17 protein-coding genes are annotated in these 18,542 nt (G+C 71.6%); 8 read left to right on the forward strand and 9 right to left on the reverse strand.

Features of this window, described 5'->3' with window-relative positions; all coding sequences use genetic code 11:
• Both ACWDXC_RS00450 and ACWDXC_RS00455 read right to left on the reverse strand, forming a co-directional pair.
• A complete protein-coding gene (locus ACWDXC_RS00450; protein WP_219512032.1) occupies positions 1 to 423 on the reverse strand; it encodes a roadblock/LC7 domain-containing protein in 423 nt (140 codons plus the stop codon).
• Positions 420 to 3,263, reverse strand: a complete 2,844-nt coding sequence (locus ACWDXC_RS00455) for a sensor histidine kinase (protein ID WP_219512042.1) — start codon at positions 3,261 to 3,263, stop codon at positions 420 to 422. The genes ACWDXC_RS00450 and ACWDXC_RS00455 overlap by 4 nt, the downstream gene beginning before the upstream one ends.
• Positions 3,264 to 3,692: 429 nt before the next feature.
• Between ACWDXC_RS00455 and ACWDXC_RS00460 the strand changes: the two genes are divergently transcribed.
• The 8 genes from ACWDXC_RS00460 to ACWDXC_RS00495 are packed head-to-tail and all read left to right on the forward strand — an operon-like array spanning position 3,693 to position 11,103.
• The gene (locus ACWDXC_RS00460) at positions 3,693 to 4,682 is read left to right on the forward strand and encodes an ABC transporter substrate-binding protein (RefSeq protein ID WP_449976498.1); all 990 of its coding nucleotides are present in this window, start codon (positions 3,693 to 3,695) and stop codon (positions 4,680 to 4,682) included.
• Positions 4,679 to 5,455, forward strand: a complete 777-nt coding sequence (locus ACWDXC_RS00465; protein WP_449976500.1) for an ABC transporter permease — start codon at positions 4,679 to 4,681, stop codon at positions 5,453 to 5,455. The genes ACWDXC_RS00460 and ACWDXC_RS00465 overlap by 4 nt, the downstream gene beginning before the upstream one ends.
• The gene (locus tag ACWDXC_RS00470; RefSeq protein ID WP_308126088.1) at positions 5,419 to 6,231 is read left to right on the forward strand and encodes an ABC transporter permease; all 813 of its coding nucleotides are present in this window, start codon (positions 5,419 to 5,421) and stop codon (positions 6,229 to 6,231) included. The genes ACWDXC_RS00465 and ACWDXC_RS00470 overlap by 37 nt, the downstream gene beginning before the upstream one ends.
• A 24-nt stretch (positions 6,232 to 6,255) precedes the next feature.
• Positions 6,256 to 7,260: a methyltransferase gene (locus ACWDXC_RS00475; protein WP_449976502.1), complete on the forward strand. Its 1,005-nt coding sequence runs from the start codon at positions 6,256 to 6,258 to the stop codon at positions 7,258 to 7,260.
• Positions 7,261 to 7,314: 54 nt separating this feature from the next.
• Positions 7,315 to 8,556 (forward strand): flavin-dependent oxidoreductase, encoded by a 1,242-nt coding sequence (locus ACWDXC_RS00480; RefSeq protein WP_364180361.1) that lies wholly within the window; start codon positions 7,315 to 7,317, stop codon positions 8,554 to 8,556.
• 23 nt (positions 8,557 to 8,579) lie between these two features.
• Entirely contained in the window at positions 8,580 to 9,551 is a 972-nt protein-coding gene (locus tag ACWDXC_RS00485) for an ABC transporter substrate-binding protein (protein WP_364180363.1), read from the forward strand.
• 11 nt (positions 9,552 to 9,562) lie between these two features.
• Positions 9,563 to 10,330 carry an ABC transporter permease gene (locus ACWDXC_RS00490; protein WP_449976507.1) on the forward strand — a complete coding sequence of 256 codons (768 nt, stop codon included), beginning with the start codon at positions 9,563 to 9,565 and terminating at the stop codon, positions 10,328 to 10,330.
• Positions 10,327 to 11,103 carry an ABC transporter permease gene (locus ACWDXC_RS00495; RefSeq protein WP_449976510.1) on the forward strand — a complete coding sequence of 259 codons (777 nt, stop codon included), beginning with the start codon at positions 10,327 to 10,329 and terminating at the stop codon, positions 11,101 to 11,103. The genes ACWDXC_RS00490 and ACWDXC_RS00495 overlap by 4 nt, the downstream gene beginning before the upstream one ends.
• A gap of 4 nt (positions 11,104 to 11,107) precedes the next feature.
• Here ACWDXC_RS00495 and ACWDXC_RS00500 read toward each other — a convergent pair whose 3' ends face one another.
• The 7 genes from ACWDXC_RS00500 to ACWDXC_RS00530 all read right to left on the reverse strand — a co-directional run bounded on the left by ACWDXC_RS00500 (position 11,108) and on the right by ACWDXC_RS00530 (position 18,246).
• Positions 11,108 to 12,106, reverse strand: a complete 999-nt coding sequence (locus ACWDXC_RS00500; protein WP_449976513.1) for a nitrilase-related carbon-nitrogen hydrolase — start codon at positions 12,104 to 12,106, stop codon at positions 11,108 to 11,110.
• Positions 12,103 to 12,546 (reverse strand): DUF3598 family protein, encoded by a 444-nt coding sequence (locus ACWDXC_RS00505; RefSeq protein WP_449976514.1) that lies wholly within the window; start codon positions 12,544 to 12,546, stop codon positions 12,103 to 12,105. Before ACWDXC_RS00505 ends, ACWDXC_RS00500 begins: the two co-directional genes overlap by 4 nt.
• A gap of 3 nt (positions 12,547 to 12,549) precedes the next feature.
• A complete protein-coding gene (locus tag ACWDXC_RS00510; RefSeq protein WP_449976517.1) occupies positions 12,550 to 13,926 on the reverse strand; it encodes an aldehyde dehydrogenase family protein in 1,377 nt (458 codons plus the stop codon).
• Between the two features lie 101 nt (positions 13,927 to 14,027).
• Positions 14,028 to 14,588 (reverse strand): GTP-binding protein, encoded by a 561-nt coding sequence (locus tag ACWDXC_RS00515; RefSeq protein ID WP_219512166.1) that lies wholly within the window; start codon positions 14,586 to 14,588, stop codon positions 14,028 to 14,030.
• Positions 14,589 to 14,601: 13 nt separating this feature from the next.
• On the reverse strand, positions 14,602 to 14,949 hold the full coding sequence (locus ACWDXC_RS00520) for a DUF742 domain-containing protein (protein WP_049565051.1): 348 nt from the start codon (positions 14,947 to 14,949) through the stop codon (positions 14,602 to 14,604).
• 58 nt (positions 14,950 to 15,007) lie between these two features.
• On the reverse strand, positions 15,008 to 15,430 hold the full coding sequence (locus ACWDXC_RS00525; RefSeq protein ID WP_219512126.1) for a roadblock/LC7 domain-containing protein: 423 nt from the start codon (positions 15,428 to 15,430) through the stop codon (positions 15,008 to 15,010).
• Complete coding sequence (locus ACWDXC_RS00530; protein ID WP_449976520.1) at positions 15,427 to 18,246, reverse strand: nitrate- and nitrite sensing domain-containing protein; 2,820 nt, start codon at positions 18,244 to 18,246, stop codon at positions 15,427 to 15,429. The genes ACWDXC_RS00525 and ACWDXC_RS00530 overlap by 4 nt, the downstream gene beginning before the upstream one ends.
• Between the last annotated feature and the right edge of the window lie 296 nt (positions 18,247 to 18,542).

Here is an 18,542-nt window from a genome sequence, read left to right on the forward strand (position 1 = left end):
TCACCTGGTCTGGCTGGCGCGCAGCTCCGCGCGCACCGCCGGGGTAAGCACCTGTCCGGCGCGATCCACCATCAATGTCATCTGGTACGCCACCAGTCCCATGTCGCAGTCGGGGGCCGCGAGCACGGCCAGGCAGGAGCCGTCGCTGATCGCCATGATCAGCATCAGCCCCCGCTGCATCTCCACGATGGTCTGATTGACCGCACCGCCTTCGAACACCCGAGCGGCGCCCTGTGTCAGGCTCACCAGGCCGGAAGCGATGGCGGCCAGCTGGTCGGCCCGGTCCGCCGGGAACCCCGACGACGCGGCCAGCGGCAGCCCGTCGGACGACACCACCACCGCATGCGCGACGCCGGGGACGGTGCTCACGAAGTCGGTGATCAGCCAGTCGACGCCGCGCGCCGAATGACTCAGGTCGTTCACGCGCCCTCCTCCCTGTTGTCGTCTTTCCTCGGGTCAGAGGAGAATGCCCTGCCCCCGCTGATGTCGTCGCGTGCCGCCCGGAAGCCCTGCTGGAAGCTGGACAGGCGGCTGCGTACCCGGTCGGGCGAGACCGTGGGCATCGGGACGACGCCCTTCGGGGCCGATGCCGTGTCGGCCGAGCCCGGCACCAGGTTGGCCTTGGGCACCCGCTTGGGCAGCCCGGAGGCGGTCGCCCCGTCGCGCACCGGCTCGGCGGCGGCCTGGGCGGCGCTCCACCCGGCGTCGGCCGTGGACGAGCCCCAGTTGGCGCTGCCGCTGCCGCCCTGCTCGAACCAGGCCGACTCCACCGAGGCGAAGATCGGCAGGAACTCGTCGCCGGCGGAGGGGGCGTTGCCGCCCACCACGGGCATGGGCCCGGTGGCGGCGGACTCGGTCTCCGGGAAGTCGTAGCGGTTGCGCTTCTGCGCGCCGGTGTCGGGCCAGTCGTCGAACTCGCGCGGGACCGGCTGCTCGGTGGGCCGCTTGGGCAGCGGCTCGCCTTCGCCGGCCCAGCCGCCGGGGACGCGGGAGGGGATCCACACGTCGGCGGTGTCGTAACCGCCGCTGGTGCTGCGCGGGTCGGACGGCCAGCCGTCGGCCTGGGAGGGCCACTGCGGCGCGGACGGCCAGGACCCGGTGGGGTCGGCGCCCGGGTACGAGGGGTGGGCGGGGCTCATCTGGAACGAGCCGCCCTGCCACGGGGGCGCCGCGGCCGCCGCCGGCTGGGCGGGGGTGAAGGCGTCCATGCGGCCGCCGCGGTCGGCGACCGGGGCGGGCGCCACCGGGGCGGCGCCCGCGGCGGCCGGGGTGTCGAAGGCGGGCGTCTGGGCGCCGAGCAGCGACTCGGGCACCAGGACCATGGCGGTGAGCCCGCCGCCGCCCTGGGGCCTGAGCTGGACGCGGATGCCGTGGCGGTGGGCCAGCCTGGCGACCACGAACAGGCCCATGCGCCGCGAGACGGACACGTCGACGGTGGGCGCGTCGGTCAGGCGGTCGTTGGCCTGGGCCAGCTCCTCCTGGGTCATGCCGATGCCGGAGTCGCTGATGGACAGCATGACGCCGCCGCCGTCGATGCGGCTGCCGGAGACGGTCACGCGGGTCTCGCGCGGGGAGAACGACAGGGCGTTCTCGACCAGCTCGGCGATGAGGTGGATGACGTCGTTGACGGCCTGGCCGGCGACGGAGACGCCGTCGGGGACCTGGAGGAGCACGCGCTCGTAGTTCTCGACCTCCGACAGGGAGGCGCGGGCGACGTCGACGAGCTTGACCGGCTGGCTCCAGCGGCGCGGCGGGTCCTGGCCGGCGAGGACCAGCAGGTTCTCGCTGTTGCGGCGCATGCGGGTGGCCAGGTGGTCGAGCTTGAACAGGTTGCCCAGCCGCTGCTCGTCCTGCTCGCCCTGCTCCAGCCCGTCGATCAGGGTGATCTGACGCTCCACCAGCGTCTGCGAACGCCGTGAAAGGTTCACGAACATCGCGTTGACGTTGGAGCGCAGGCGGGACTCCTCGGCCGCCAGGCGGACCGCTTCGCGGTGGACCTCGTCGAAGGCGCGGGCGACTTCACCGATCTCGTCCTTGGAGGCGATGTCGATGGGCGGCACGTGCAGTTGCTCGGGCTGGACCTCGTTCTCGCGGAGCTGGCGGACGAGCTCGGGCAGCGTGTTGCCGGCGACCTTGAGCGCGTCGCCGCGCAGGCGGCGCAGCGGGCGCACGAGCGAGCGGGCCATCACGGCGGTGACGGCGAGGACCAGCAGCAGCAGCGCGACGACGACGCCGATGCTGATCGCGGCGGCCTGCCGGTCGGCGCTCTGGAGGTCGGCGCTTCGGGTGGCGATCTGCTGCGACAGCGACTTCTGCACCACGTGCAGCTTGTCGACGGTCTCGCTGATGGCGTCGAACCAGAGCCTGACGTCGTTCCTGGAGGTGGTGTCGAGCCGCTGGAGCGGCACGCCGCCGTTGTGCAGGAAGACCGCTCTGGCCACGTAGAACTCGGCGCGGCCGATCTCCTGGCTGGTGACGGTGTTGTCGTAGAACTGGCGCTGGGCGGCGGTGGCGACGGCGCGGAACGAGGTCCGCTCGCTCTCGCGGCGGGCGCGGGCGTCCAGGAAGGCGTTGAAGCCGGGCTCGCTGAACTCGCCGCGGATCAGCGCGATGGACAGCAGGGCGCGCTGCTTGGAGGCCTCCTCCTGGACGCGGGCGACGGCGCGCATGGCCGAGCTCGTCGCGGTGAGCTGCTCGTCGGTCGAGCCCTGCGCCACCTCGTCGTAGAGCTGCAGCAGCTCGGCGATGGTCTCGGAGTACTTCTCCATCGTCGGCAGCGGCGGCAGCTGGGTCTTGGTGACCGTCTCGCGCATCGAGGGGATCTGGTCCAGCCGGACGCGGATGTTGGCCAGGCGCCTGCGGCCCAGGTCGGACAGCGACGCCTCGGCCGAGGTGGCGGCCTCCTCGGTCCGCTTGACGCTGACGTTCACGATCTCGTACTGCGAGGTGAGCGCCTGGAGGTCGGCCTGCCGCTTGTTCTGGGCGACGAAGCGGGTGGCGAGGTCGCGTTCGAGAGCCAGCTCGCGGGAGAGCTCGCCCACCTGCGCCACCAGCGCGCTCGTCTCGCCGATGCGCTGGTACTCCTGGGCGCTGCTGAACGAGGTCGTGATGCGCAGCGCGCCCAGGATGACGCCGACGATGGTCGGGATGGCGATGAGGGCGATGAGGCGGGTGCGTACACGCCAGTTGCGCAGCGCGAAAGCGCTGCCCGGTTTGGGCGCCTCCGGCACCGGCGCCCGAGCCGGCGCGGGCTCTTGCGGCATGTCTGGAGCCCTACGACGACCGGCTTCGGTCGTTGTTGTCCTCACTGTGGAGCCTCTCGCCATGGCCTGCTGGGGGATGAGCGGCTTTGTCACGCCGACGGAGTGATCGCAGGCAAGTTCGGGCCCAATTTGAGCACAAACCTCATAGTTCAGCCAACGTCTCACAAGTATTAGACCGTTCCAAGCCCGCCTTGGTGCACGTCGCGAGGTTTCATACACGGAGCGCGACCGCCGCCAATCCGGACATATACCCCGTAAGACCCAATAAGGCAGGTTCTGGCGGCATAACGCGATAATTACACCTCAAAGCAGAAAAATTAACATATACGCGGCATAGTGCTTCAGCTATGATCCCCTGCTCCGGTACGCTCACGCCCGGCAACCGATTGCCAGTCTCTAAAAGCTTCCCCCCTGGTAGGAGACCTTCCCATGACACGCACTTTGCGCGGTCGCGCGGTCGTCGTCGGCGCCGCGCTCGCGCTCACCCTCGCCGGCTGCGGTGCCGGCGAGGAGGCCGGCACGACGTCCGCGAACGGCTCAGGGCTCGAGAAGACGACCATCAAGGTCGGGGTGCTCCCCATCCCCGACCCCGTTTCCGTCTATATCGCCAACGCGAAGGGCTTCTTCAAGGCGGAAGGCCTCACCGTGGAGCCGGTCATCATCACCGGTGGCGCGGCGGCCATCCCGAAAATCAAGAGCCGCGAGCTCGACATCTCGCAGACCAACTACGTCTCGACGTTCGCCGCCGTGGCACAGGGCGAGAAGATCAAGCTCGTCGCCGACATGTATCAGGCAGGTCCGAACACCTTCAACATCATGGTGCCCAAGGATTCTTCCATCAAGACGGTGGCTGAACTCAAGGGCAAGACCATCCTGGTCAACAACCTGAACAACGTCGCCCAGCTCGCGGTCGAGACTCAGCTGAAGGTCGCGGGGCTAACTAAAGACGACGTCAAATTCGCCGAGAAGCCGTTCCCCGAAATGGGCAACGCGGTCAACAGCGGCCAGGCGGACGCGGCCTGGATCACCGAGCCGTTCATCACCGCCAACCAGAGCCAGTTCGGCTTCACCAAGCTCGCCGACACGATGACCGGCCAGACCGAGAACCTGCCCATCGCGGGCTGGATGGCCACCGACGAGTGGGTGCAGAAGTACCCGAAGACGCTGGCCGCGTTCCAGCGGGCCATCTCCAAGGCGCAGGAGCTCGCCTCCAGCGACCGCAAGGAGATCGAGAAGATGATCCCGACCTACACGAAGATCGACGCCAAGACCGCGTCGGTCATCACCCTGGGCACCTTCCCGAGTGAGCTGAACCGCGACCGCCTGCAGAAGGTCGCCGACCTCATGGCCGAGTACAAGTACCTGAGCAGCCCCATCGACGTCTCCTCGGTCATCGTCCCGGCGCCGACGAGCGGATGACCAGAGCGCGCCTGACCCGCGGCGTCATCGGCGCCGCGGGCTTCCTTGTGGCCGGCGAGCTGTTCATCCGCTTCGTCATGAGCGAGGATCTGCTGTTCCCGCCGCCGTCCGTCATCTTCCTGGAGGCCGTGCGGCTCCCCGCCGACCCGGACTTCCTGGCCGGGAGCCTGACGACGATCGGCAACTGGGGGCTCGGCCTGCTGATCGCCGTGGCCGTGGCCGTCCCCCTGGGCGTGCTGCTCGGCGCGGTGCCGCCGGTGGAGCAGGCGGTGCGGCCCCTGGTGGAGTTCCTGCGTCCCATCCCGTCCGTCGCGATCATCCCGCTCGCGATCCTGCTGATCCCGTCGGACCAGTGGATGAAGGTCTCGGTCATCGTGTTCGCGTCGTTGTGGCCGATCCTGATCAACACGCTGTACGGCATGCACGACGTCGATCCGCTGGCCAAGGACTCGCTGCGGACCTTCGGGTTCGGGGAGCTGGCCGTGCTGAGGCGGGTGAGCCTGCCGAACGCCGCGCCGTTCGTCGCGACGGGCGTGCGGATCGCCGCCGGCATCGCGCTGGTGCTGGCGGTGAGCGCCGAGCTGGTCGCCGGCGGCTCCGACGGGCTGGGCGTGTACGTGGTGATGGCCGGCAGCGCCAACCGGATGGACCTCATCATGGCGGCGACCGTGTGGGCGGGCGTCTTCGGCGTGCTGGCGAACCTCGCCCTGCTGGCCGGGGAGCGCCGCCTGTTCCGGTGGCACGCGCTGCGGACGGGGGCGGCACGCTCGTGAAGACGCTCAACAAGCTGTGGTTCGTCCCGGTGGTTCTGGTCGTGTGGGAACTCGTCACGCGCGCCGCCGGCGACCTCGACTTCCCCCCGCCGACGACGATCGTCGCGCGCATGTACGAGCTGTGGTTCTCGGGCCCGGCCTCCCGGCTGTTCCTGACCGACGACGCGATGGACAACGTGCTGCCCAGCCTCGGGCGCATGTTCAGCGGGTGGATCCTCGCCTCGCTGATCGGCGTGGTGCTGGGCGTGCTGCTCGGCCGTTCCCGGGTGGCCACCGACTACGTCGACGCGCTGATCGAGTTCGGCCGCGCCATCCCGCCGCCACTGCTGCTGCCGCTGTTCGTGGTCCTGCTGCAGGGCCTGCTGGCGACGCAGCTCGCGGTGATCGTGTTCGGCGTGATCTGGCCGGTGCTGCTCAACACGATCGACGGGGCCCGGGCCATCGACCGGACCTACACCGAGACCGCGACCGTGTTCGGCCTGTCCAGGGCCGAGCGCCTGCGCGTGGTCGTCATCCCGGCGGCCTCCCCGAAGATCTTCGCCGGACTGCGGATGAGCCTGTCGCTCGCGCTGATCCTCATGGTGATCTCAGAGCTGTTCGGCGGCACCGACGGCATCGGCTACCAGCTCCTGTACGCGCAGCGCACCTTCGACGCGCCCGGCGTCTGGGCGGCCATCGCGCTGCTCGGCGTGCTCGGGTACGCCGTCAACGGGCTGTTCGTGCTGGCGGAGCGCCGCGTGCTGGTGTGGCACCGGCAGGCCAACCGCACGGTTTGACCTCTCATCTCTACGGAAGGGCACATGTCCCCATCTGAAGACCTCCTCTGGGGGGCCGTATCCGACATTTCGCGATTCGCGGCTCTGCTGACCATGGCGGAGCTGGGCCTGGCCGACCACCTGGCGGACGGGCCGCTCGACACCGGCGAGCTGGCCCGGCGCAGCGGGGCGCACCCGCCCGCGCTCCGCCGGGTGCTGCGCGAGCTGGCCGGCATGGACGTGGTCAGGCCGCACGGGGACGACGGCTACGACCTGACCGCCCGGGGCACCGCGCTGCGCTCCGACGTGCCCGGCTCGATCCGCAGCTCGATCCGCATGCTGGGCGAGGAGAGCTTCTGGTACGCCATGGGCAACCTGCCGTCCACCGTGCGCGAGGGCAGCTCGGCGTTCGCCAGGCGCCACGGCCACCTGTACGACCACCTGGCGGCGCAGCCTGAGGCCAGCCGCCTGTTCGACGAGTACATGACCACCCGGGCCATCACGTTCACCGACGGCCTGGTCAAGCGCTACGACTTCGCCGGCGCCGCCTCCATGGTGGACGTCGCCGGCGGCCGGGGGCACATCCTGGCCACGGTGCTGCACGCCAACCCCGGCATGCGCGGCATCCTGTTCGACCTCGACCACGTGACCGGCAGCGCCCGTGAGGCGCTGGCGGCCGAGGGCCTGGCCGACCGGACCGAGGTCGTGGCGGGCAGCTTCTTCGACGGGGTCCCGGCCGGGGCCGACGTCTACCTGCTGTCCAGCGTCCTGCACAACTGGGACGACGAGGACGCGGTGCGGATCCTGCGCAACGTCCGCGCCGCCATGGGCCCCGGCGGCCGGGTGCTGGTGCTGGAGGTGGTGCTGCCGGACGAGCCGGCTCCGCACCTGGGCAACGACCTGGACATGCGCATGCTGGCCATCTTCGACGGCGGCACCGAGCGCAGCGCCGCGCAGTACGCCACACTTCTCGATGAGGCCGGTCTCCGGCTGACGGAGGTCATCGAGCTGGGCGCGGCGGCGAGCCTCATCGAGGCCGTTCCCAAGTGATCGCCCGGGGAGCGTCCGGTGCGGCGCTCCCCGCCTCATGACAGGGGGACACCGATGCGGGTGTTGATCGTCGGCGGGGGGATCGGCGGCCTGACGGCCGCGCTCAGCCTGCACGCCGCGGGGATCGGCTGCGTCGTCGTCGAGGGCGCCGCCCGGATGCTGCCGCTCGGCGTGGGCATCAACCTGCAGCCGCACGCCGTGCGCGAGCTCACCGAGCTGGGCCTGGCCGCCGAGCTGGCCGCGACCGGCGTCGAGACCACGTACATGACCTTCACCGACCGGTTCGGCGGCGAGATCCTGGCGCTGCCGCGCGGCCGGCTGGCGGGCTACCGCTGGCCGCAGTACTCCATCCACCGGGGTGAGCTGCAGATGCTCCTGCTCGCCGCGGTGCGCGAGCGGGTCGGGCCGGTACGGCTGGGCGTCCGGTTCGAGGAGTTCGAGCAGGACGCCGCGGGGGTCACGGTCACGCTGCGCGACACCGCGTCGGGCGAGGTGCTGCGCGAGCGGGCGGACGTGCTGGTCGGCGCCGACGGCGTGCTGTCGGCGGTGCGCGCCCAGCTCCACCCGTCGGGCGATCCGCTGCGCTGGAACGGGATCCGCATGTGGCGCGGCGTGGCCGACGCCGACCGGGTGCTCGACGGCTCGACCGTGCTGGTCTCCGGCACCAACGCGGCGGGCAAGTTCGTCTCGTACCACATCTCCCCCGCCCACCCGCGCCGGGTCAACTGGGTCGCCGAGGTCAAGGTGGCCGAGCCGGGCGTGACGGGCGCGGCCGACTGGTCGCGGCCGGGGCGGCTGGAGGACGTGGCGCCGCACTACGCCGGGTGGGCGTACCGGCACTTCGACATCCCGTCGTTCATCGCCTCCTCCGCGCGCATCCTCGAATACCCGATGGTGGACCGCGATCCGCTGCCGTTCTGGGGGACGGGCCGGGTGACGCTGCTCGGCGACGCCGCGCACCCGATGTACCCGGTCGGCTCCAACGGCGGGTCGCAGGCGGTGCTGGACGCCCGGGTGCTGGCCCGCCACCTGGCGACCACGGCCGACCCGGCCGAGGCGCTGGCCGGTTACGAGGCCGAACGCCGGCCGGTCACCTCCGAGCTGGTGCTGGGCCACCGCTCGCTGCCGGCCGACGAGATGGTGCTGCTGGTGGAGCGGCGGGCTCCCGGCGGCTTCGCCGACATCCGGGACGTCCTGGCCGAGGACGAGCTGGCGGCCCTGGCGGACGCCCAGCATGCGATCACCGATTCCGACGTGCGCGCGCTCAACGAGCGACCCTCGTGGAGCGTGCGCTGAACCTGCGTTCAGTAAGGAGTGACATGCGGTTGGCACGCACGTGCGCCCTCGGGCTCGCGCTGGTCCTCGGCCTCGCGGCCTGTGGCGACGACGGCCCGGCCCCCGCCACCGGCGGCTCCGGGCTGGAGAAGACCCAGCTCACCGTGGGCATCGTCCCGGTGCCGTCGTCGGCGCCGCTGTTCATCGCGGAGAAGCGGGGCTTCTTCAAGGAGGAGGGCCTGACGGTCAAGACCGAGGTGATCCAGGCGCCGCAGGCCGTCATGCCGAAGATTTTGAACGGCAGCATGGATGCCTTCCTGACGAGCTACGTGTCGCTGTTGGCGATCAACGACTCGGGGGCGGCCAAGCTGAAGCTGCTCCAGCACAGCCAGGAGGCGGCGCCCGGGGTGGCGGGCGTGGTGGTGCCCAAGGGCTCGCCGATCAAGACGGCGGCCGACCTCAAGGGCAGGACGGTGGCGGTCAACGTGCTGAAGGCGCTCGGCCAGACGCTCACGAACGCGCACGTGCAGGAGGCCGGGCTGAAGCCGGAGGACGTCAAGTTCGTCGCGGTGCCGTTCGCCGACCAGCTCAACGCGCTGTCGGGCGGCCAGGTGGACGCGGCCTGGCTGGTGGAGCCGTTCCTGACGGCGGCCAAGACGAAGATGGGCGCGACCGAGGTGATCGACACCACCGACGGCGTGACCGCGGGCATCCCGATCGACGGCTGGGGCGTGTCGGAGGCGTGGCTGGCGCAGAACCCGAAGACCGCCGCCGCCTTCCACCGGGCGCTGGCCAAGGCGCAGAAGATCGCGAGCGAGGACCGCGCCGCCATCAACGAGGTCATCCCGACCTACACGCAGATCGACGCGCAGGCGGCGGCCGCGATGAAGCTCGGCGTGTTCTCGATGGAGGTCGACAAGGCGAGCCTGCAGAAGCTGGCCGACCTGCTGGCCGGCTACGGCTACCTCAAGACCAAGCCGGACGTGACGCAGCAGATCGCCGCCGTCGGCGGATGACCGGAGCGCGCATGAGGCGGGGGGTCCTGGGCGCCGCCGGTGTCCTGGGCTTCCTCGTCCTGCTTGAGGTAGCGGGCCGGATCGGCCTGATCGACCGCGACGCGCTCCCGTACGTCTCGGTGGTGCTGGTGACGGCGGCGGAGCTGGCCGCGGACGGCGAGTTCCTGCGGCACGTGCTGATCACGCTGTCGGCGTGCGCGGCCGGGCTGCTGATCGCGGTGGCGGTGGCGGTGCCCGCGGGGCTGCTGCTGGGCACGGTGCCGGTGGTGGAGCGCTCGGTGCGCCCGCTGGTGGAGTTCCTGCGGCCGATCCCGTCGGTGTCGCTGATCCCGCTGGCGATGTTCCTGTTCCCCGACAGCGGCGACGCCAAGACGTCGCTGATCGTCTACACGTGCGCGTGGCCGCTGCTCGTCAACACGCTGTACGGCCTGGCGGACGTGGACCCGCTGGGCAAGGACACGCTGCGGGCCTTCGGGTTCGGGCCGGTGGCGGTGGCGGTGCGGGTGTCGCTGCCGAGCGCGGCGCCGTTCATCGCGACCGGGGTGCGCATCGCGGTGGGGGTGACGCTGATCGTGGCGGTGAGCGTGGAGCTGATCGCGGGCGGCGACGGCGGCATCGGCGCCTACCTGGTGCAGGCGGGCAGCGCCGCCCGCACCGACCGGGTGCTGGCGGCGACGGTGTGGGCGGGCGTGCTCGGCCTGGCCGCCAACCTGCTGTTCACGGCCGGGGAGCGGCGGCTGTTCCGCTGGCACCACGCCAGGACGGGAGAGACGTCATGATCGCCCGGCTGGGCTGGTACTGGATGCTGCCGGTGGCGGCGCTGACCTGGGAGGTCGCCGCCCGCGCGGCGCAGGCCGTCTACTTCCCGCCGCCGAGCGTGATCGTGCCCCGGCTGCGGGAGCTGTGGTTCTCCGGGCCGGCCGGGCGGCTGTTCCTGACGGACGAGGCGGTGGCCGACCTGCTGCCGAGCCTGGCGCGGCTGTTCGGCGGGTGGGCGCTGGCGGCGCTCGCGGGCGTCGTGCTCGGCGTCGCGCTGGGCCGCTCGCGCACGCTGTCGGCGCTGGTCGAGCCGCTGCTGCACTTCGGCCGCTCGGTGCCGCCGTCGGCGCTGCTGCCGGTGTTCCTGCTGCTGTTCGAGATCGGCACGCCGATGCAGGTGGCCTCGATCGTGTACGGCGTGGTGTGGCCGGTGCTGATCAACTCGATGGACGGCAGCCGGTACGTGGACCGCCAGTACGTCGAGACCGGCCTGGTGTTCCGGATGGGCGCGGGCGCCCGGCTGCTGCGGATCATCCTGCCCGCCGCCGCGCCGAAGATCTTCGCCGGGCTGCGGCTCAGCGTGTCACTGGCGCTGATCATGATGGTGATCTCGGAGCTGTACGGCAGCACCGAGGGCATCGGCCACCGCCTGCTGGAGGCGCAGAGCCAGTTCGACATCCCCGCGATGTGGGCCGGGATCGTGCTGCTCGGCCTGCTGGGCGTGCTGCTGAACGCGGGGTTCCTGGCCGTCGAGCGGCTGGTGCTGCGCTGGCACCACGGCGCCCGCGCCTGAGCGGTCAGCCGTACAGCCGCTCGATCACCTCGCGCTGGCGGGCGGCGAACCAGGCGCGGTCCGGGGCGCCGGTCAGCGCCCCGGGCCGCTCGACGTCGTGGCGGCCGTACTCCTCGGCCCACAGCCGCGACTTGACCCGGCTGGGCAGGTTGCCCATGCCGGGCCTGCGGCGCAGCCGGCGCAGCGCGGCCAGGTCCAGCTCGGCGGCGGCGACCAGCGACTCCCCCGCCCCGGCCCTGGCCAGCACCCGGCCCTCCGGGTCGACGATCTCCGAGCCGCCGTTGGTGGAGTCGCCGGGGATGGCGATCCCGCTCAGGCCGCCGCTGTTGGCGGAGACCACGTAGGCCAGGTTCTCCACGGCGCGGGCGCGGCGGGCGATCGCCTTGAGGGTGAGCTCCGGTGACGACGCCTCGGAGGTCGGGTTGCAGATGATCTCCGCGCCGCGCAGCGCCAGCGAGCGGGCCAGCTCGGGGTAGAGGATCTCCTCGGAGGCGACCACCGCGAGCACGCCGATCTCCGTCTCGGCGACCGGCAGCACCCCGTCGATCCCGTACACCTCCAGGTAGCGCTCCCAGACGTCGTACGGGCTCGGGGTGAACATCGAGTGCAGCCGCCGGTAGCGCAGCACCGGCTCGCCCTCGGGGGAGAAGATCACCGACGCCTGGAAGTACAGCTCGGGGAAGTGCTCGTCGCTCTCGTAGGCGTTGACGCAGAGGAACACGCCGTGCCGCCGGGCGACGCCGGCCAGCGCCGCATACTCGGGGCCGCCGGGGGCGAGCGCCGCCTTGTCCCGCCACTCGCCGAGGCTCTCCCGCAGAGGGAAGCCGGTCAGCGCGTATTCGGGCAGCACCACCAGCCGCAGGTCCGGCCCGATCCACGCCTTGGACGCGCCGACCTGCCGGTCGATCCGGGTGACGGCCGCGCCGATCGCGGCGCGCGGGTCGGCGGCGTCGTTGACCGCCCGCGTCTCCAGCTGGAGCGCCAGCGCGCGCAGCGCCGTCATCCGACCCTGCGCTCGTTGATCAGCGTGCGCCGGACGACCTCGCCGCCCTTGATCCACTGCCAGACGCGGCTGCGGGTGTCGCCGTCGTCGCTGAGCACGATCAGCTCGAACAGCCTCAGGTCCTCCCCCTCGGCCTTGAACTGCCACGACAGGTAGATGCTGCTCTCGTCGAGCTCCCAGAACTCGCCCTTGAGCCGGTCGGTGTCGAAGCCGCACCGGCCGCCGCCCAGGTAGGTCCCGGGGAACTCGTGCACCTCGGCGCGCCCGTCGTCCCAGGTGTAGCGGTTGGTCTGGTGGTAGACGGCGTCGTCGACGATGGCGCAGGTGAGCTGGGCGCGGTGCCGGTCGACGACCGTGCCGTCGGCGTCGACGTGCACGTACGTGCCGTCCCACTCGCCCTCGTGCCGTGCCAGCAGCGGCATCTCGGCGCGCAGTCCCATCTCTCACTCCTCGCTCGGGTGCCACCAGGGGTCGGCGGCGTGGGATCGGTTGACCAGGAAGGCCCGGCGGCGCAGGAAGCGGCCGATGGAGGCGGCGCCCATGCGTGAGCCGCCGAGGCCGGAGAGGCGGAAGGAGTGCTTCTCGCCCTCGTGCACGAGCGCGGTCAGGGCGGCGTCGTTGACGCTGATCGCGCCCGCCCTGATCCGGGCGGCGACGGCCAGCGCGCGCTCCTCCGAGCCGGCGAAGACGGCCGCCGACAGGCCGTAGACCGAGTCGTTGGCCAGCGCCACCGCGTGGTCGGCGTCGTCGGCCGCCATGACGGGCAGCACCGGCCCGAACGTCTCTTCGGTCATGACGAGCATCGAGTGGTCGACGCGCGACAGCACGGCGGGCCGGAACCAGTGGCCGCCGCCGTGGCGCTCGGCCGTGCCGCCGGTGTGCACGACGGCGCCCTTGGCCACCGCGTCGGCCAGGTGAGCGGCGATCACGTCCTCCTGACCGGGCCCGATGATCGGCCCGATCGGCCCGCCCTCGCAGGTCAGCCCCACCTTGGCGGCCTTGCCGGCCAGCAGGTCCAGGAACTCGTCGTGCACCGGCCGCTCGACGTAGATCCGCTCGATCGACAGGCAGGACTGCCCGGCGTTGGCCGTGCCGCCCCACAGCACGGCCGAGGCCGCCCGGTCCAGGTCGGCACCGGCCAGCACGATCGCCGGGTCCTTGCCGCCCAGCTCCAGGAAGGCGGGCACGAACGCGCGGGCGGCGGCCTCGGCCACCAGCCGCCCGGTCGGCACGCTGCCGGTGAACACGACGGCGTCGGCCAGCCCGACCAGCGCGGCGCCCGTCTCGCCGTCGCCCTCGACGACGCGCAGCGGCAGCTCGTCAGGCACCAGCCGCATCAGCGGCTCGATGAAGCGCGGCGTCACCTCGCTCGGCTTGACCAGCACCGGGCATCCGGCGGCCAGCGCCGGCACCGCGTCGATGAGGCCGAGCAGCAGCGGGAAGTTCCACGGGCTGATCACCCCCACCAGGTCGTACGGGACCGCGTCGCCACCGACGAAGACGCCGGGCAGCGAGGCGGGGAACTCGGCCGGGGGTTCCAGCAGCGCGGGCGCGGCCCGTACCCATCGGTCGACGAGACCGGCCACGATCTGCCGCTCCAGCACCGACTCGGCGACCCGCCCGGTGTCGGCCACCAGCGCCGCGAGCAGGTCGTCGGCGGCGGCGATCGCCTGCCCGAACCGGGTCAGGACGGGGCCGCGCCCGGCGGCCCGCCACGCGGGGGCGAGCGCGCGCAGCTCGGCCGCCGTGGCGGCGAGCCGGTCCGGCGGGACGGGCGCGAGCGGCCGGTCCGGCCGCCCGGTGAGCGGGTTCCTGATCACGACAGGGCCGTGCCCCGGACTGCGGCCATGCTGCGTGCTCCCTCGGACTGGAGGCGATCCGCCGCCATTGTGATCATGCCGGCGGCGGCGCGTCAACGGCTTCAGCCGCTCCAGCCCGGCACCGCGGTCCTGATGTTGAGTGCGTGCTCGACCAGGTGGATGAGCGCGCCCTTGACCGAGTCCTTGGAGCGGGCGTCCAGCCGGATCAGCGGGATGTGCGGGGCCAGCGTGAGCGCGTCGCGGACCTCGCTGTCGCTGTGCGGGTACTGCCCGTCCCAGCCGTTGACGCCGACGATGAAGGGGAGCTGGGCCTCCTCGAAGTAGTCGATGGCCGGGAAGCTGTCGGCCAGCCGCCGGGTGTCGACCAGCACGACCGCGCCGATGGCACCGCGCACCAGGTCGTCCCACATGAACCAGAACCGGTGCTGCCCCGGCGTGCCGAACAGGTAGAGGATGAGGTCACGGTCGAGCGACACCCGGCCGAAGTCCATCGCCACGGTGGTGGTGGACTTCAGCGGCGTCATGCCGAGGTCGTCGATGCCCGCCGAGGCGTCGGTCATCACGGCCTCGGTGGTCAACGGCATGATCTCCGAAACGGCCCCCACGAACGTCGTCTTCCCCACGCCGAACCCACCGGCCACCACGATCTTCGTCGAAGTCAGACCCACGCCCGAACTAGAGCCTGCGTAGTCCACTGAGCACCCTCTCCAGCAAGTCGACATCCGGCTGACCGGCGTCCAGCGCGGGCTGGTGCACGCGCACCAGGCCCTCCGCCGCCATATCCGCGATCAGCACGCGAACCACTCCCAGCGGGATCCGCAGCAGGGCGGAGACCTCGGCCACCGAGCGCACCTGCCGGCAGAGCTGGGAGATCGCCTGGTATTCCGGCGTGATGTGCGAGAACTCCCGGTGCTCGGCCGTCGCCGACGACACCAGCGCCTCCATCGCCAGCTTGACCCGGGGGGCCGTGCGGCCCCCCGTCACCGCGTACGGCCGCACCGGCGAGGCCGGGTCGGCCTGCAGCCGCGGCTGGGACTCCGGCTCCCAGCCGCCGCTGTTCCATCGTGGATCCGTCACCACATCACCTGGTCTGGGACGCGCGCAGCTCCGCGCGCACCGCCGGCGTGAGCACCTGTCCGGCGCGCTCGACCATCAACGTCATCTGGTACGCCACCAGTCCCATGTCGCAGTCGGGAGCGGCCAGCACGGCCAGGCAGGACCCGTCCGAGATGGACATGATCAGCATGAGCCCGCGCTGCATCTCCACGATCGTCTGGTTGACCGCGCCGCCCTCGAACACCCGCGCCGCCCCCGCGGTGAGCGACACGAGCCCGGAGGCGATCGCGGCGAGCTGGTCGGCCCGGTCCGCCGGGAACCCCGACGAGGCCGCCAGCGGCAGCCCGTCGGACGACACCACCACCGCGTGCGCGACACCGGGGACGGTGCTCACGAAATCGGTGATCAACCAGTCCACGCCACGGGCGGCATGGCTCAGCTCGTTCATGATTCCTCCTCGCGGCCTTCCCCGCCGTCCGCGGAGCGGGGCGGCGGGCCGAATCCGGGTCCGGCGTTCGCGCGGCCGCCGTTGATGTCGTCGCGGGCGGCGCGGAAGCCCTGCTGGAAACTGGACAGCCGGGAGCGCACCCGGTCCGGCGACACGGACGGCACCGGCGAGATGCCCGACGGGGCCGTCGCGGTCTCGGCCGAGCCGGGCACCAGGTTGGCCTTGGGCACCCGTTTCGGCAGCCCGGCGGCCGTCGCGCCGTCGCGCACGGGCTCGACCACGGCCTTGGCGGCCGACCAGCCCTCGTCCGCCTTGGACGAGCTCCAGCTCGCGCTGCCGCCCCGCTCGAACCAGGCCGACTCGACCGCCGCGTAGATCGGCAGGTACTCGTCACCGGCGGAGGCGGGCTTGCCGGCCGGGCTCTCCGGCTCGGGGAGGTCGTACCTGGGCCGTTCCGGCGGCAGCGGCGGGTCGGGGCGCTCGGCCTGCGTCCAGTCGCCGAGCTGCGGGCCGGGCGTCGGCCGCCGGGGCAGCGGTGGCGAGCCCGACGAGCCGTTCCAGCCGCCGGAGCTGCCGGCGCCGGGCGGGCGCGGGGGCATCCACACGTCGGCGGAGTCGAAGCCGCCGTTGTTGCCGCTGTTGCCGCGCGGGTCGGCGGGCCAGCCGCTGCCGGTGAGGCCGCGCTGCTCGGGCGGCCAGGGCGGGGCGGGCCAGCCGGGGCCCTCGGGGTTGGACGGATAGGAAGGGTAGGACGGGTGGCCGGGGCCGAGCTGGTAGGGCATGGGCGCCGGCTGCGGCCCGGTGTAGGGCTCCTCCTGCGGGCCGCTGGACGCGCCGGCCAGCGCGGGCGACTGGGCGAGCAGCGACTCGGGCACCAGCACCATCGCGGTGAGCCCGCCCGCGCCGTGCGGCCTGAGCTGGACGCGGATGCCGTGCCGGTGGGCCAGCCTGGCGACCACGAACAGGCCCATCCGCCGCGACACCGACACGTCCATGCTGGGCGCGTCGGTCAGCCGGTCGTTGGCCTGGGCCAGCTCCTCCGGCGTCATGCCGATGCCGGAGTCGGTGATGGACAGCATGACGCCGCCGCCGTCGATCCTGCTCCCGGACAGCGAGACGCGCGTCTCCCTGGGCGAGAACGACAGGGCGTTCTCCACCAGCTCGGCCAGCAGGTGGATGATGTCGTTGACGGCCTGGCCGGCGATCGAGATGCCGTCGGGGACCTGGAGCAGGACCCGCTCGTAGTTCTCGACCTCCGACAGGGAGGCGCGGGCGACGTCCACCAGCTTGACCGGCTGGCTCCAGCGGCGCGGCGGGTCCTGGCCGGCGAGGACCAGCAGGTTCTCGCTGTTGCGGCGCATGCGGGTGGCCAGGTGGTCGAGCTTGAACAGGTTGCCCAGCCGCTGCTCGTCCTGCTCGCCCTGCTCCAGCCCGTCGATCAGGGTGATCTGACGCTCGACCAGCGTCTGCGAACGCCGTGAAAGATTCACGAACATCGCGTTGACGTTCGAGCGCAGGCGGGACTCCTCCCCCGCCAGGCGGACCGCCTCGCGGTGCACCTCGTCGAACGCCCGCGCCACCTCGCCGATCTCGTCGTGCGTGGTGACGCCGATCGGCGCCACCGCCGGGACCGCGCCGTCGCCGCTCTCGCGCAGCGTCCGCACGGTCTCGGGCAGCCGCTTGCCCGCCACCTCCAGCGCCTCGCCCCGTAGCTTGCGCAGCGGCCTGATCAGCGAGCGGGCGATGAGCGAGATGATCGCGATCACCACGGCCAGCAGGATCAGGATGAGCACGCCGGAGATGAGCGCCGACCTGTTGGCCGCGTCCTCCAGCGCGCGGGCGCGCAGGATGACGGAGGCGGACATGCTCTTCTCCACGTTCCGCAACGCGTCGATCTTGCCGGTGCTCACGTCGAACCAGGTGGCCACGTCGCGGCTGCCGATGCTGAGCGGCTTGTTCTCCGCCGACTGGGCCATCGCCCGCAGCGTGAACAGGTCGGTCTGGTCGATGTCGCGGCCGACGACGGTGTTGCGGTAGAGCTCCAGCTGATCCTGAGTGGCCAGCGTGCCGAACAGGGTCACCTCGCTCTCCTCGCGCGCCTTGGCGGCGGTGAGCGAGTCGAGTTCGCCCGCGTCGAACGCCTTGTTGTCCAGGGCTCCGGCCAGGATGCCGCGCTGCTTGGACGACTGGGCCTTGGCCCGGGCGATCGCGGCCATCGCGCCGGCGCTGTGCGCGACCTGCTCGTCCACCGCCACCTGGCCGACCTGGTCGTGGAACTGCACGAGCGCGGCGATGATCTGGGTGTACTTCTCGATCATCGGCAGGGGCTGGATCTTGCCCTTGACCGCCGTCTCGCGCAGCGCGGAGATCTCCTCCAGGCGGCGCAGGACAGGTCGTACGGCGTCACCGTGCGAGTCGTTGATCGCCTGGGCGCTCCGCTTGGCCTCCCCGATGAGGTCGTCGACTCCGGCGTAGGTGCCTCTGAGCTGTGGCTCCTTGGCCGGAGGTCGCCCCTGGGCGATGTAGAGCGCGGTCTCGTCCCTCTCGGAGGCGAGGTCGTGGCTGACGGCGCCGAGGCTCTCGCTGAACTCGGCGACCTCTCTGAGTGTCTGGTAGGTGTTGGCGTCGCTGAGCGAGGTGACCACGTTCAGGCCACCCAGCGCGACCGCCACCGCCGTCGGGACCACGATCAGCGCGACGAGGCGTGATCGGACATGCCAGTTGCCCAGGCCGAATCTGGCCGGCCGGGGCACCTTGCGCTTCTGATGGCCGTGCGGCTCGTGGTCAACGGAAGCACCAGCGCTCTGCGTACTCACTGCTTTCGCAACCTCTCGCCCCTGAGGGGGATCTCGATGACCGTGGGGGGCACTATGTGAAATCGAGATGAGGGCCTTTTGAGCATACGGCGACTACCACCACCAAACACTATGAATTCAGCATTGACTCATTCATTGGGTATTTGTCCCAACAAAAGATCGCTCGCCATCGCCACAGACAGCCCCGCCTGCCGCCCCTCCCTTCACTCACGGCACGGCTCTCACGAACCACACCAAATCAGGCAAAAGCACCTAGACTGGAAATTCATGGGGTCATTGACCACGATATAGCGCCA

Source organism: Nonomuraea sp. NPDC003214, from assembly GCF_053590035.1.

Excerpts from the sequence above, each read along its gene's own strand:
- ACWDXC_RS00480 (WP_364180361.1), top strand. The coding sequence starts at position 7,315 with ATGCGGGTGTTGATCGTCGGCGGGGGGATCGGCGGCCTGACGGCCGCG.
- ACWDXC_RS00460 (WP_449976498.1), top strand. The coding sequence starts at position 3,693 with ATGACACGCACTTTGCGCGGTCGCGCGGTCGTCGTCGGCGCCGCGCTC.
- ACWDXC_RS00500 (WP_449976513.1), bottom strand. The coding sequence starts at position 12,106 with ATGACGGCGCTGCGCGCGCTGGCGCTCCAGCTGGAGACGCGGGCGGTC.
- ACWDXC_RS00475 (WP_449976502.1), top strand. The coding sequence starts at position 6,256 with ATGTCCCCATCTGAAGACCTCCTCTGGGGGGCCGTATCCGACATTTCG.
- ACWDXC_RS00485 (WP_364180363.1), top strand. The coding sequence starts at position 8,580 with ATGCGGTTGGCACGCACGTGCGCCCTCGGGCTCGCGCTGGTCCTCGGC.
- ACWDXC_RS00495 (WP_449976510.1), top strand. The coding sequence starts at position 10,327 with ATGATCGCCCGGCTGGGCTGGTACTGGATGCTGCCGGTGGCGGCGCTG.
- ACWDXC_RS00455 (WP_219512042.1), bottom strand. The coding sequence starts at position 3,263 with ATGCCGCAAGAGCCCGCGCCGGCTCGGGCGCCGGTGCCGGAGGCGCCC.
- ACWDXC_RS00465 (WP_449976500.1), top strand. The coding sequence starts at position 4,679 with ATGACCAGAGCGCGCCTGACCCGCGGCGTCATCGGCGCCGCGGGCTTC.
- ACWDXC_RS00505 (WP_449976514.1), bottom strand. The coding sequence starts at position 12,546 with ATGGGACTGCGCGCCGAGATGCCGCTGCTGGCACGGCACGAGGGCGAG.
- ACWDXC_RS00490 (WP_449976507.1), top strand. The coding sequence starts at position 9,563 with ATGAGGCGGGGGGTCCTGGGCGCCGCCGGTGTCCTGGGCTTCCTCGTC.
- ACWDXC_RS00525 (WP_219512126.1), bottom strand. The coding sequence starts at position 15,430 with ATGAACGAGCTGAGCCATGCCGCCCGTGGCGTGGACTGGTTGATCACC.